This is a genomic window from Thiogranum sp., from assembly GCF_058323355.1.
Map to the genome: position 1 here is coordinate 1 of NZ_JBTTIO010000021.1, position 11,908 is coordinate 11,908.

The 11,908-nt window shown below is 56.6% G+C and carries 16 protein-coding genes and 1 tRNA gene; 7 read left to right on the forward strand and 10 right to left on the reverse strand.

Features of this window, described 5'->3' with window-relative positions; genetic code table 11:
• Nucleotides 1-723: MBL fold metallo-hydrolase (locus tag ACW81B_RS03940; protein ID WP_491578913.1), on the forward strand; the 723-nt coding region annotated here is incomplete at its 5' end.
• A 14-nt stretch (nt 724-737) separates the two neighbouring features.
• Here the strand turns inward: ACW81B_RS03940 and ACW81B_RS03945 are convergent.
• The 3 genes from ACW81B_RS03945 to ACW81B_RS03955 form a co-directional block, all read right to left on the reverse strand.
• Nucleotides 738-814: transfer RNA gene (locus tag ACW81B_RS03945), tRNA-Arg, on the reverse strand.
• 67 nt (nt 815-881) lie between these two features.
• Nucleotides 882-1,112 (reverse strand): hypothetical protein, encoded by a 231-nt coding sequence (locus ACW81B_RS03950; protein WP_491578914.1) that lies wholly within the window; start codon nt 1,110-1,112, stop codon nt 882-884.
• Between the two features lie 8 nt (nt 1,113-1,120).
• On the reverse strand, nt 1,121-1,429 hold the full coding sequence (locus ACW81B_RS03955) for a hypothetical protein (protein ID WP_491578915.1): 309 nt from the start codon (nt 1,427-1,429) through the stop codon (nt 1,121-1,123).
• A 216-nt stretch (nt 1,430-1,645) separates the two neighbouring features.
• Here ACW81B_RS03955 and ACW81B_RS03960 point away from each other — a divergent pair, with 216 nt between their 5' ends.
• A complete protein-coding gene (locus ACW81B_RS03960) occupies nt 1,646-2,122 on the forward strand; it encodes a c-type cytochrome (protein WP_491578916.1) in 477 nt (158 codons plus the stop codon).
• 5 nt (nt 2,123-2,127) lie between these two features.
• On the opposite strand, the gene ACW81B_RS03965 is transcribed toward ACW81B_RS03960, so the two are convergent.
• The 3 genes from ACW81B_RS03965 to ubiK all read right to left on the reverse strand — a co-directional run bounded on the left by ACW81B_RS03965 (nt 2,128) and on the right by ubiK (nt 6,094).
• On the reverse strand, nt 2,128-4,164 hold the full coding sequence (locus ACW81B_RS03965; RefSeq protein WP_491578917.1) for a UvrD-helicase domain-containing protein: 2,037 nt from the start codon (nt 4,162-4,164) through the stop codon (nt 2,128-2,130).
• Nucleotides 4,165-4,188: 24 nt separating this feature from the next.
• Nucleotides 4,189-5,748: a YifB family Mg chelatase-like AAA ATPase gene (locus tag ACW81B_RS03970; protein ID WP_491578918.1), complete on the reverse strand. Its 1,560-nt coding sequence runs from the start codon at nt 5,746-5,748 to the stop codon at nt 4,189-4,191.
• A 67-nt stretch (nt 5,749-5,815) separates the two neighbouring features.
• Nucleotides 5,816-6,094, reverse strand: coding sequence for a ubiquinone biosynthesis accessory factor UbiK (gene ubiK / locus ACW81B_RS03975; RefSeq protein ID WP_491578919.1), 279 nt, complete (start codon nt 6,092-6,094; stop codon nt 5,816-5,818).
• Between the two features lie 289 nt (nt 6,095-6,383).
• Between ubiK and ACW81B_RS03980 the strand changes: the two genes are divergently transcribed.
• The 5 genes from ACW81B_RS03980 to ACW81B_RS04000 all read left to right on the forward strand — a co-directional run bounded on the left by ACW81B_RS03980 (nt 6,384) and on the right by ACW81B_RS04000 (nt 10,342).
• The gene (locus ACW81B_RS03980) at nt 6,384-7,085 is read left to right on the forward strand and encodes a TorF family putative porin (protein ID WP_491578920.1); all 702 of its coding nucleotides are present in this window, start codon (nt 6,384-6,386) and stop codon (nt 7,083-7,085) included.
• Nucleotides 7,086-7,157: 72 nt separating this feature from the next.
• The gene (gene glnK / locus ACW81B_RS03985) at nt 7,158-7,496 is read left to right on the forward strand and encodes a P-II family nitrogen regulator (protein WP_491578921.1); all 339 of its coding nucleotides are present in this window, start codon (nt 7,158-7,160) and stop codon (nt 7,494-7,496) included.
• Nucleotides 7,497-7,516: 20 nt separating this feature from the next.
• Nucleotides 7,517-8,815: an ammonium transporter gene (locus ACW81B_RS03990; RefSeq protein WP_491578922.1), complete on the forward strand. Its 1,299-nt coding sequence runs from the start codon at nt 7,517-7,519 to the stop codon at nt 8,813-8,815.
• Between the two features lie 139 nt (nt 8,816-8,954).
• Complete coding sequence (locus tag ACW81B_RS03995) at nt 8,955-9,551, forward strand: ABC transporter ATP-binding protein (RefSeq protein WP_491578923.1); 597 nt, start codon at nt 8,955-8,957, stop codon at nt 9,549-9,551.
• Complete coding sequence (locus ACW81B_RS04000; RefSeq protein WP_491578924.1) at nt 9,548-10,342, forward strand: ABC transporter permease; 795 nt, start codon at nt 9,548-9,550, stop codon at nt 10,340-10,342. The genes ACW81B_RS03995 and ACW81B_RS04000 overlap by 4 nt, the downstream gene beginning before the upstream one ends.
• Here ACW81B_RS04000 and ACW81B_RS04005 read toward each other — a convergent pair.
• Genes ACW81B_RS04005 through ACW81B_RS04020 form a run of 4 tightly spaced genes read right to left on the reverse strand, consistent with a single transcriptional unit; the run spans nt 10,326 to nt 11,777 of the window.
• Nucleotides 10,326-10,706, reverse strand: a complete 381-nt coding sequence (locus ACW81B_RS04005) for a hypothetical protein (RefSeq protein ID WP_491578925.1) — start codon at nt 10,704-10,706, stop codon at nt 10,326-10,328. The genes ACW81B_RS04000 and ACW81B_RS04005 overlap by 17 nt on opposite strands.
• Before the next feature lie 11 nt (nt 10,707-10,717).
• A complete protein-coding gene (locus tag ACW81B_RS04010) occupies nt 10,718-11,131 on the reverse strand; it encodes a hypothetical protein (RefSeq protein WP_491578926.1) in 414 nt (137 codons plus the stop codon).
• A gap of 59 nt (nt 11,132-11,190) precedes the next feature.
• Nucleotides 11,191-11,574, reverse strand: coding sequence for a type II toxin-antitoxin system VapC family toxin (locus ACW81B_RS04015; RefSeq protein ID WP_491578927.1), 384 nt, complete (start codon nt 11,572-11,574; stop codon nt 11,191-11,193).
• Complete coding sequence (locus tag ACW81B_RS04020) at nt 11,571-11,777, reverse strand: AbrB/MazE/SpoVT family DNA-binding domain-containing protein (protein ID WP_491578928.1); 207 nt, start codon at nt 11,775-11,777, stop codon at nt 11,571-11,573. The genes ACW81B_RS04015 and ACW81B_RS04020 overlap by 4 nt, the downstream gene beginning before the upstream one ends.
• Nucleotides 11,778-11,908 lie beyond the last annotated feature (131 nt).

Genomic DNA, 11,908 nt, shown 5'->3' on the forward strand with positions numbered 1-11,908 from the left:
CAGACCGGTGAAATGCTGTTGCGTGTGATGGCAAACGTCTCGAAGAAACCGGTCATCGCCGTTTTCAATTCACACATTCACGGCGATCACTGGCTGGGTAACCAGGCCATCCGTGCCGCCTATCCGGACGTACCGATTTACGGCCACCCGAACATGATTGCATTGATTGAGTCCGGTGCGGGGCAAAGCTGGGTTGAGCTGATGGATCGACTGACCAAAGGCAAAACAGCAGGTACGATTGTTGTCGGGCCGAACAAGGCCGTCAGCAACGGGGATGAATTTACATACGGTGGCATCACATTCAGGATGCACCATTATGGAAAGGCACACACGACATCGGATGTCATGATCGAAATCCCGGAACGCTCCATTGTGTTTCTGGGTGATAACGCGCTGAATAAACGCGTGCCGCGTATCGATGATGGCATTATCCAGGGCAATATTGCAGCGTGTACGCGCATTATGGAAACCGCTAGCAAGCGCTATGTGCCGGGCCACGGTCTGACGGGCGATGCCAGTGTGCCGAAAAACTTCCGGCGCTACCTGGAAATACTCTACCGCACGGTAAAAAAATATTATGACGAAGGTCTGGGCGATTATGAAATGAAAACAAAAGTCGCTGAAGCGCTCAGTGACTATGCGAACTGGTCAGGCTTTGAGGAACAGATTGGCAAACACGTCAGTCTGGCATACCTGGAGATCGAGGAAGCGGAGTTTCAGTAACAAACGGCTGGAAATGGCGCGCCCGAGAGGATTCGAACCTCTGACCCCCGCCTTCGGAGGGCGGTACTCTATCCAGCTGAGCTACGGGCGCAGGATAATGCGAGGGCGAATGATACCGCCAACCGGGCGGCTGGCGCTACAGGTAATGCGAGGGAGTGTCAGGCTTTTTTGTCGAACAGGGTGCCGATCATTTCATCGACAGCTTTCAGCACTTCGACCGAGGCCTGCACCTGCAGTGAATCGAGTTTAAGACCGACCATGGGTTCGATCAGGTCGGCGGGGTTGCCACTGTCGGCGTTGGCAATTTTTGCCGCATTGTCACGTGCGCTGGACAGGCCGCGCTGAATTCCCGTGACAGCCTGTGAAAGGGCGCCTTCAATTTTCATCATCTGCCTCCTCAGGCAATAACGTCAAGCAGGTCACCAACCGGCGCGGGTGCAGTTGCGGCACTCTGAATACGGTTTGCCTGTGATGTCGGTGATTCTGTTTCTGTTGTGGAGCGGGCAGCTTCCGGCGCTGTTTCGCTGCGCGCCTTCTGATTTTCATCGCGGGCTTTTGTCGCCTCACGCTGCGGCTTGTCGGTAATGCCATCGGAAGGCCTGGGATTATCGACCGGACGCGTAATGGTCTGCTCAACCGGTTTGTCGGGTGGGCGCTGGCTGATCGCAGGTGTGATGGGCTGCGGGAACTGTGCGTCGATATTCATGGCGATAACCTCGGGGCCGTCCGCCCGCCGTTAGCGTTCCCTCGCTTCGGTTAACGGCGACAGCGGCGAATACTTTACTGGCAGGAGGGGTTATTGTTCCCAGAACAGGCTGTTGCCGCTATACTTGCCGCCCGGATTTCTGGCTTGTGGGGGGCAATTTTCGCTTCGCCCCCTGCACAAAAATGACCTTAACCAACTGAATTTCAGGAGAATCATGTGAGTGGACAAGACAAGGGGCTGGCGAAGAGTTTCATCGTTGTATTCTCGGTACTGGTAATTATTGCCATTGGTTTCTACTTTGTTGCCGACACGGTGACGAGTAGTAAAGGTGAGTCTGGCCCCAATGAACGTATGCAGGCCAAGATTCTGGAGAACATCAAACCGGTTGGTCAGGTCAATGTTGGCGCCGTATCCGCCACGGCAGCGGCGCCGGCGGCAGCTGCCGGGCCGCGTTCAGGCAAGGATGTATACAGTGGTTCCTGCATGGCCTGCCATGGTACCGGCGTGGCGGGTGCACCTAAAGTGGGTGACAAGGCCGCCTGGAGTGCGCGTGCATCCAGGGGTGTGGATGGCCTGCTCACGTCAGCCATCAGTGGCCTGAACGCCATGCCGCCGAAGGGTACCTGCGGAGCCTGCTCGGATGATGAGCTGAAAGGCGCCATCGAGTATATGCTGAAGGAAACCGGTCTCTAGATAACTCAGGACAACATGCCGCGTAACTGCGCCAGGTGTGCCTGTCCTCGTTCCTTCTGCTCTTCCGGACTCCTGCGGCTGCCGGGCTTGTCCCACTGCACATCGTCTTCCGGCAGTTCGTACAGGAAACGGCTGGGTTCGCGGCTTTCCCATTCGCCGGCACGACGGCGTTTGGTCGCATAGGTCAGCGTCAGGGTTTTCTGCGCGCGGGTAATGCCGACATAGGCCAGCCGGCGTTCCTCGTCGAAGTCGTCCGCTTCGATGGCGCTTCGGTGCGGTAGCAGGTTCTCTTCCATGCCGACCATGAACACGTGCGGGAACTCCAGCCCCTTGGCGGCGTGCAGTGTCATCAGGCGCACGCAGTTGTCATTGCCCTGGTCGTCGCGATCCAGCCGGTCGAGCAGCGCGATACGGTTCACCCGGTCGGCCAGCGTCATGTCGGTTTCACTCTTGTCACCCATGCGTTCCAGCCAGCTGATCAGCTCATTGATGTTCTGCAGCCGGCGCTCGCCCTCATTGGGGTCCCTGGCGTTGTCGAACAGCCAGTTGTTGTAGTCGGTATCGCGCAGCAGGCGATGGATCACCGGCATGGCTTCACCGCGTTCCGCTTCATCGCCGAGTTCGACGATCCAGCGTGCGAATTCCTGCAGCCGTGTCAGGGCGCGTTTGTTCAACACCCCGGCGAGTTCATCCTCGAAGCAGGCCTCCAGCAGGCTCATGCCGCGTTGCGCGGCAAAGCCGCTGAGTTTTTCCAGCGTGGTGGCGCCCAGCTCGCGACGCGGCGTGTTGACCACGCGCAGGAAAGCCCGGTCATCGGCATCGTTGACCAGCAGGCGCAGGTCGGCAATCAGGTCTTTCACTTCGCGGTATTCAAAAAACGACGTGCCACCGCTGAGGTGATAACTGATGCTGTGTTCGCGCAGCACCTTTTCAAAATTACGTGACTGGTGATTGCCGCGGTACAGAATGGCGTAGTCGCTGTGGCGTGCGCCGTGCGTGAACTGGTGGTGCAGGATTTCCGATACCACGCGTTCCGCTTCGTGATCCGCATCGCGACAGGCGAGGATCTTCAGTGGCGTGCCGTAACCGAGCGTGCTCCATAGTTGTTTTTCAAATACGTGCGGGTTCCTGGCAATGAGTGTGTTGGCGCATTTCAGGATGCAGCCGGCGGAACGGTAGTTCTGTTCCAGCTTGACCACCTTGAGGCGCGGAAAATCCTCCTGCAGGCGGCGCAGGTTTTCCGGGTTGGCGCCGCGCCAGGCATAGATGGACTGGTCGTCATCGCCCACTGCGGTAAACGGTGTGGTCTTGCCCACCAGCAATTGCACCAGCCGGTATTGCGCAGTGTTGGTGTCCTGGTATTCGTCCATCAACAGGTGGCGTACACGCCCCTGCCAGTGTTCGCGTGCTGTCTCGTGTTCCTGCAGGGCCAGCACCGGCTGCATGATCAGGTCGTCGAAGTCGAAGGCATTGTAGGCCTTCAGACTGCGCTGGTAGTCGGCATAGAGCAGGGCGGCCGCCTGTTCGAATTCATCACCCGCCTGCTTCAGCGCCTGCGCCGGCAGCAGCAGGTCGTTTTTCCAGTCGGAGATGCGGTTGCGCAGCGCATCGTTATCGAAGGCGCCGGTGTTCTTGCGCATCAGTTCATCGATCAGGTGCAGGCTGTCCTGGCTGTCGAAAATAGAAAAGTTCGGCTTGTAGTCGAGACGCGCGGCCTCGCGGCGCAGGATGCGCATACCGAGGGTATGGAAGGTGGAAACAATCAGACCCTTGCCGGCGTCTTTCGTCAGTAACTGGTTGACGCGTTCGCGCATTTCGCGCGCGGCCTTGTTGGTGAAGGTCACGGCAATAATATGTTTTGCCGATACGCCACAGTGACCGATCAGGTGGGCGATCTTGTGGGTAATGACGCGTGTCTTGCCGCTGCCCGCGCCGGCCAGCACCAGCAGCGGTGCTTCGATTTCGCGTATGGCGGCTTTTTGCTGGGGATTGAGGTCAGGCACGCAGGACAACACAGGCAGGGGGGCAACACATGCCGGCATTGTAGCGAGTCTCCCGGAAAAGCGTCAGCTTGAAATGTCGGGGCATTCGTGTCTGTCCCGCCGTGCCCCGGTAACAGGCGCCAGCTGGTTCGTACCGTCGTTACAACGATAGCCGCAGGCTTCCTGCAGGTGACGGGTCGAGACGGAAATACTGTCGTCAAGGTCAGCGATAGAGCGCGCCACCCGCTGGATACGATGGATCGAACGGGGTGACAGCCGGAAACGGGTCGCCACCTTGTCGAGCAGAGCCTTTTCAGCTTTACCCAGTTGGCACACCTCGTCGAGCTCGGCCAGTGTCAGACGGGCATTGAGGCGGCCGCGTGAGAGCTGTTTTCCTCGCGCATGGATGACGCGCTGTCGTACCGTGGCGCTGTTTTCTCCAATATCCTGTTCCAGCTGCCGCCACGGCAGGCGTGGCATTTCCACATGCAGGTCAATGCGATCCAGCAGTGGCCCGGATACCCGGGCGCGATACCGCTGCACCTGCTGTAAGGAGCAGTGGCAGTCGTGTTCCTCGTCGCCGAGGTAACCGCACGGACAGGGATTCATGGCGGCGATAAACTGAAAGCGTGCCGGAAACTCCGCCTGGGTGGCGGCGCGTGAAACTGTCACACTGCCGGTTTCCATGGGTTCGCGCAACATATCCAGGGCATGGCGCTGAAACTCTGGCAGCTCATCCAGGAACAGCACGCCGTTGTGCGCCAGTGAAATCTCGCCAGGCCGGGGAATGGACCCGCCGCCCACCAGCGCTGCCGCCGAAGCATTGTGGTGGGGAGCGCGAAAGGGTCGTATGCGCCAGCACCGGGCATCGACCGGCTTGCCGCAAACCGATTGCACGGCGGCGGACTCCAGCGCTTCGCTTTCACTCAACGGCGGAAGCAGGCCGGGCAGGCGGCTGGCCAGCAGGGTTTTGCCGGTACCGGGTGGCCCGATTAATAGCAGGTTGTGCCCGCCAGCCGCGGTGATCTCAAGCGCACGGCGTGCCCGGGCCTGACCGCGCACATCGATCAGGTCGGGCAGTTCAGGCGGGAGGTCTTGCGGGATAAGCGGGTCATCCGGGTGTTGCAGCGGTTCCAGTTTGCGCAGGTGCTGACAAATTTCCACAAGATGATCTGCCACCAGACTGTGGGCAGGGTCGGCCAGCGCCGCTTCCCGGGCGTTGTCACGCGCGCAGATCAGCCGGCGCCGTGCCTTGCGGCCAGCCAGCGCACCGGGCAGCACACCACGCACCGGCCGCAGTCCACCACCCAGCGCGAGCTCCGCCACAAATTCGTATTCAGCCAGAGTGTCATCGGGGATCTGTGCGGATGACGCCAGAATGCCAATAGCAATCGCCAGGTCATATCGCCCTCCCTGCTTGGGCAGGTCAGCCGGGGCAAGGTTGACGGTGATGCGACGCGCGGGAAATTCAAAGCCACTGTGCAACAGTGCGCTGCGTACCCGCTCCCGACTCTCGCGCACGGCGGCTTCCGGCAGGCCGACAATCGACAACGCCGGCAGCCCGTTGGACAGGTGGACTTCTACGGTAACTAATGGTGCGTCAACACCGAGCTGGGCGCGACTGAAAACAATGGCAAGTGACATGACCCCATCCCTGGTTGAACATCCGAACAGCATCCGTGCCATTCATCATTAATTTATAGGGTGCGCCTCAGTCCGGGGCGCCTGTGTTATCGGTTTTATTCTTCAGCAGTTGTGCTTCCAGTTCAGCGACCTGCTGTTCCAGTTGTTCGATTTTGGCCCGCGAACGTGCCAGCACTTTGGTCTGTACATCAAATTCTTCACGCGTCACCAGGTCGAGTTTCGCCAGTGCTGATTGCACGGCGGCGCGCAGATTTTTTTCCATGTCCGCCTGCATCGCTTTGGCCGCGGGTGGAAACACGCCGGAGAGGCGTCGCGTCAGGTCATCGAGTAGTTTGGGATCCAGCATGAGCGAACCTTAAACCAGGGGTGTATGCCACGTCCAGATTTACCTTCCGGGCGCGCTATTTTGGTGCGCTATTGCAGGGCGCACAGAAACAGGGCGCTGCTTTGGTGCGAAAATATCTGATCCTGGATGCAGGATAGACGCCAACTGTTTGTAATATATATTTATTTCAGTCTGGCACAGGAACTGCAAATGCTTGGCTTACGCTCAAAGCCGTCTTCCCCATACTGGCGAGCGAAAGATTGTTACATAGATCATTTAAAGAACATTTGATGGATATAGGAGTCCTCACATGAAATTTGCAAAAAACCTCGTTGCCGCTGCACTGCTCGCTTCTGCCGGTGTTGCCCAGGCTGAACTGAGTGCGAACATTGGCGCGCACAGCAAATATATTTTCCGTGGTGTTGAATTGAGTGATGGTGCTGCGGTTTCCGGTGGACTTGATTACGATTCCGGTGCCGGTTTCTATGCCGGTACCTGGATGTCTGATATTGCCGCTGGTGGTACAGAGCTTGACCTGTATACCGGTTTTGCGGGTGAGATGGGTTCCATCGGTTACGACGTCAATGCGCTGTATTTCGCCTACCCGAACGACTCGAATGATCTTGATTACCTTGAACTGACTCTCGGCCTGAGCATGGGCACGTTGTCGGCACAGATTTCCTACACACCCTGGGAAAAGCGTGACAGCAATGTTGATTCCTCCTATGGCGAAGGTGATTTCTACTTCGCGCTGGGTGCAGATCTGCCCATGGAAATCGATGGCATCAGCTTCAGCGCCCTGATTGGCTATTACGATTTTGACGATGATGGTTCGTCCCAGCTGGCTCCGGCTGATGAACTGTCCTATACCCACTGGAATCTGACAGCCAGCAAGGACGTCGGCGAACTGGGTACCTTCAGCCTTGCCTACGACCAGACTGATGGCGATAGTGACAACGGCGTGACCAATGGCGCTGCACTGTTCACCGTCGGTTGGACCAAGGATTTCTGAGACAAGCCCACCTTTTGGATGATTTAACTCAGTCCGCCCTCAGGGGCGGGCACTAACCTGGGAGACCTTCTGATGAAGCTGGTATCTGCAATCATCAAGCCCTTCAAACTCGACGATGTGCGTGAAGCATTGTCCGAGATTGGCGTACAGGGCATCACGGTCACTGAAGTAAAGGGATTTGGACGCCAGAAAGGACACACAGAGTTGTACCGCGGCGCGGAATCTGTGGTGGATTTCCTGCCCAAGGTCAAACTCGAAGTTGCAATCAACGACGATTTGACTGATCAGGTAATCGAAGCGATTTCCAAAGCGGCCAACACGGGCAAAATCGGTGACGGAAAAATCTTTGTATATCCGTTAGAGCAGGCAGTCCGCATTCGTACCGGCGAGTCCGGTCCTGAAGCACTGTAGCCCAACGGGAGGATAAAAAGATGGAAGATCAAATTTTTCAACTGCAATACGCCATCGACACCTTTTACTTCCTGGTAATGGGTGCGCTGGTAATGTGGATGGCCGCAGGCTTCGCGATGCTGGAAGCCGGTCTGGTGCGTGCCAAGAACACCACGGAAATTCTCACCAAGAACGTGATGCTGTTCGCCATTGCCTGTACCGCTTACCTGGTTATCGGTTACGACATCATGTACGACGGTGGCATTTTCCTTAAGGGCATTGCAACAGAAGGTGCTGCCGATACGGACGCCATGGTTGCTGCTGCACTGGCAGCCTCGAAGGAAGCCGGTTTTGGTGGTGATTCCGTGTACTCCGATGCATCCGACTTCTTTTTCCAGGTCGTGTTCGTGGCTACCGCCATGTCGATTGTGTCCGGTGCGGTTGCCGAGCGTATGAAACTGTGGGCCTTCGCCCTGTTCGCTGTGGTCATGACGGCCTACATCTACCCGATGGAAGGCGCCTGGACCTGGGGCGGCAAGGACGTGTTTGGCATGTTCAACCTGGGTGATGACTATGGCTTCTCCGACTTTGCCGGTTCAGGCATTGTGCATCTGGCCGGTGCGGCTGCTGCGCTTGCCGGTGTGCTGCTGCTCGGCGCACGCAAGGGCAAGTACGGTCCCAATGGTGAAGTGCACCCGATCCCGGGCGCCAACCTGCCGCTGGCGACACTGGGTACCTTCATCCTGTGGATGGGCTGGTTCGGCTTCAATGGCGGTTCAGTGCTCAAGCTGGGTGACGTTGCCAGTGCAAACTCGGTGGCCATGGTATTCCTGAACACCAATGCGGCGGCTGCCGGTGGCGTTATCGTGGCACTGATTGTGGCACGCATGCTGTTCGGCAAGGCGGATCTGACCATGGCGCTTAACGGTGCACTGGCCGGTCTGGTTGCAATCACCGCGGAGCCTTCCACGCCTGCAGCGCTGGAAGCCACGCTGATCGGTGCGGTCGGTGGTGCGCTGGTGGTGTTCTCGATTGTGTTCCTCGACAAGCTGAAGATCGATGATCCGGTCGGCGCCATCTCCGTACACGGTGTGGTCGGTATGTGGGGCCTGATGGCCGTACCGCTGACCAATAGCGATGCGACATTCGGTGGCCAGTTCATGGGTCTCATTACCATCTTTGTCTGGGTGTTCGGCGTCAGCTTCATCACCTGGTACATTATCAAGATGATCATGGGAATCCGTGTCAGCGAAGAAGAAGAGTTCGAGGGTGTCGACCTTACCGAGTGCGGTATGGAAGCCTACCCCGAATTTACCGGCAGCCGCGGCTCCGGTATCTAGCGTCTTCGGGGCAGCTATAGCGACTGCCTGACGAGACTGTCGTTACGAAACGGGCGCTTCGGCGCCCGTTTTTTTTTACCGTTTATAGCGCCCGGTTTCACGGGTACAATCAGTTACCCAACGGATTCGAGGCAGTTCCTTGCTCATTGTCGAACATCTCTCCTGCGCCGTATTGCAGGATATTTCCCTTGTGTTGAAAGATGCGGAGCCAGTGTGCCTGTCCGGCGCCAGCGGTTCCGGCAAGACACGCCTGTTACGCGCCATCGCAGACCTCGACCGGAATACCGGCAAGGTCACACTCGATGGCGTTGCAAGAGAAGCGATCGACCCGCAGGCCTGGCGCAGGAAAGCAGGTTTTTTGCCGGCCGAGAGCCGCTGGTGGGCGGTAACCGTGGCCGAGCATTTCCGTGAGCCTTCCCGGGTGCCTTTTGAGCGCCTGGGCTTTACTGACGAAGTGACCGGCTGGAAAGTCGAGCGGTTGTCCAGTGGCGAGCGCCAGCGCCTCGCCGTGCTGCGCTTACTGGAGAACCGGCCGCGCGTCCTGCTGCTCGACGAACCTACCGCCAACCTCGATGCACAAAGCATCGAACGGGTGGAATCCCTGATCTGCGAATATATAGAAGAAGCAAAAGCCGGATGCCTGTGGGTGACTCATGCCGCTGACCAGATACAGCGCATCGCCCGGCACCGGTTGATACTTGAAAACAGCAGCCTGAAACTGGCGACTGCCGCATGATTACTCTCAGTCTGTTCGATCTGTCACTGGCTGCACTGCTTGTCGTTGCGCTGGCACTGAGTTCCCTGCGCATCTACCCGGAGATTGCCGGGCAGCTGGCTATTGCCGCTGTGCGTACCGCCATTCAACTCACACTGATCGGCCTGGTGCTTAAGGTGCTGTTCGCCAACAGTCACCTGCTCTGGGTTGCACTGCTGTCTGTATTCATGCTGGCTGTGGCAGGGCGCGAAGTCATGGCGCGCCAGCATTGCCGGTTTACCGGCTGGTGGGGTTACGGCATCGGTGCGCTGTCGATGTTTATCTCGTCTTTCTCTGTGGCGTTGTTTGCACTCATCATCGTCATCGGCAACCAGCCCTGGTATGAGCCGCAGTACTCGATTCCGTTACTGGGTATGTTGCTTGGCAACACCATGAACGGTATTGCGCTTGCGCTGGATCGCCTGACCAGTTCAGCCAGTGAACAGCGTGATGTGATCGAGGCGCGCCTGATGCTGGGTTACAGTCACCAGGAAGCCATTGCCAACATTCGCCGGCAGGTGTTTCGCACCGGGCTGATTCCTATCATCAACGCCATGGCCGCTGCCGGGATTGTCAGCCTGCCGGGTATGATGACCGGGCAGATACTCGCCGGTACACCACCCGTTGAGGCGGTGAAATACCAGATTCTGATCATGTTCCTGATTTCAGGCGGTGCGGGGTTCGGCACACTGGCGGCGCTGCACTTTGGTGTGCGGCGTCTGTTTGACGAGCGGTTACGGTTACGGCTGGATCGTCTCAGCAAGGCGCGCTGAGCGACCTGGCAAGCCCGTTTGACAAGTCAGTCATAAACTCGTGGATGGATTCGACGAAATCTTCTTCGTGATGTTTCTTGTCCGTTGTACAGTGGAGGATGAGGTGTTGCTGCGGTTCGTCCAGCGTAATCGTCCATGCCAGTGCATGTGGACAGTTGAGCAGTGAAAACCGAACGCCGTAGCGGAGTTCAAGGCGCCTGACATCAAACTCACCCCAGAGGCAATAGATCGTTCCGTCGTCGCCCTGTTCGGAAATCACGGTGTTGATGGAAGCACACAGGCGCGTCAGGTTCTTTATGCGCAGTATTTCTTTCAGGTGCCTGGTGTCAAGACCAGGATTAGGTACTTCCTTGAAAAATTCCATAACGAACCTGACTATTTTGCTTCTACCCGTATACGCCCTCCAGTGGCTTTTCCCAGATCCACTTTCAAACGATCCGGTGTCCAGCCATGCACCTTGTCATGCGCTTCGATATAAACTGTGGTGACACCTTGCGGAATTTTCACACTGCTCAGGCCGCGGGTAAAGGGCTGTTCCGTCACATGGGGATGATACAGCACCCGGTCACCCAGCACATTGCCCTTGTCATCGACTACTCGCCAGTTGTCTGCGTAGTGGTCCCAGCCTGTGTCGTTGTGTTTGAGTGTCACATTCACAGACCATAGGTTCTTGCTGACGCTGCGAAGATCCGCGGCAACGATTTTAACATCACCGGCATGGGCTGCATTGAATATAGTCAATACCAGAAAGCTGAATGCCGTTAGAGTCGATTTGGTGAGTATGTTCATCGCTGGTTCCACCTGTGAATTGAACCGCGCTGATATTTAGCGTCGGTTCGACTGATCGGTTATGTAGCTTTCACCTTCTGGAAGTATTTAACATCCGGCAATGCCTTGAAATCAGCGTCCTGCGTCCAAATCACAGCACTGAACTTCTTCGCCGTTGCATAAATAATACTGTCTGCCAGCGGTAATTTATGCTTTAAGCCATAAACAGCTGCATCGATAGCCAGGACATCATCAAGGAAAATAACTTTTCCCTGTTCCATATGAGCCACCGCCTCCAGCGCCACGTCTTCTCCCCTCTGCCGCATAATGCATTTAAAGACTTCTGTGAGCGTAATACTTGGGATCAGTAATTCATCAATGGCTTCTATAGGCTTTGCAAATGCGCCAGAATTTTTGTCGCCTGCAAAATATGATAACCATGCCGATGAATCTACGACGTTCATACCCTGTCCTTATCTCTCTTTACGCTGGTATTTATACCCTTCAGGAAACCTCTCATTTTTTTCATGGGCTGAATAGGTATCAGCTCTATGCGGTTTTGATAAGTCAGGATTTGTATTTTTTGGCCCGAAACAATTCCCATTGACTCGCGGACAGATTTTGGGATAACAACCTGATATTTTGGTGAAACTGTTACAGATGTCATGGTGCAACCCCTATCGATAGATATACCGTTATACGGTATATCTAACGATAGGGGTTGTCAAGCCACCTAACGCCAAAATTCAGCGGCGCGTTTTTTGCGTCCGCTGGAATGCTTTCTTAGCCATTAAGTCC

Coding starts and splice junctions, on each gene's coding strand:
- ACW81B_RS03950 (WP_491578914.1), bottom strand. CDS start 1,112: ATGATGAAAATTGAAGGCGCCCTTTCACAGGCTGTCACGGGAATTCAG.
- ACW81B_RS03955 (WP_491578915.1), bottom strand. CDS start 1,429: ATGAATATCGACGCACAGTTCCCGCAGCCCATCACACCTGCGATCAGC.
- ACW81B_RS03965 (WP_491578917.1), bottom strand. CDS start 4,164: ATGCCGGCATGTGTTGCCCCCCTGCCTGTGTTGTCCTGCGTGCCTGAC.
- ACW81B_RS03970 (WP_491578918.1), bottom strand. CDS start 5,748: ATGTCACTTGCCATTGTTTTCAGTCGCGCCCAGCTCGGTGTTGACGCA.
- ubiK (WP_491578919.1), bottom strand. CDS start 6,094: ATGCTGGATCCCAAACTACTCGATGACCTGACGCGACGCCTCTCCGGC.
- ACW81B_RS03980 (WP_491578920.1), top strand. CDS start 6,384: ATGAAATTTGCAAAAAACCTCGTTGCCGCTGCACTGCTCGCTTCTGCC.
- glnK (WP_491578921.1), top strand. CDS start 7,158: ATGAAGCTGGTATCTGCAATCATCAAGCCCTTCAAACTCGACGATGTG.
- ACW81B_RS03990 (WP_491578922.1), top strand. CDS start 7,517: ATGGAAGATCAAATTTTTCAACTGCAATACGCCATCGACACCTTTTAC.
- ACW81B_RS04000 (WP_491578924.1), top strand. CDS start 9,548: ATGATTACTCTCAGTCTGTTCGATCTGTCACTGGCTGCACTGCTTGTC.
- ACW81B_RS04005 (WP_491578925.1), bottom strand. CDS start 10,706: ATGGAATTTTTCAAGGAAGTACCTAATCCTGGTCTTGACACCAGGCAC.
- ACW81B_RS04010 (WP_491578926.1), bottom strand. CDS start 11,131: ATGAACATACTCACCAAATCGACTCTAACGGCATTCAGCTTTCTGGTA.
- ACW81B_RS04015 (WP_491578927.1), bottom strand. CDS start 11,574: ATGAACGTCGTAGATTCATCGGCATGGTTATCATATTTTGCAGGCGAC.
- ACW81B_RS04020 (WP_491578928.1), bottom strand. CDS start 11,777: ATGACATCTGTAACAGTTTCACCAAAATATCAGGTTGTTATCCCAAAA.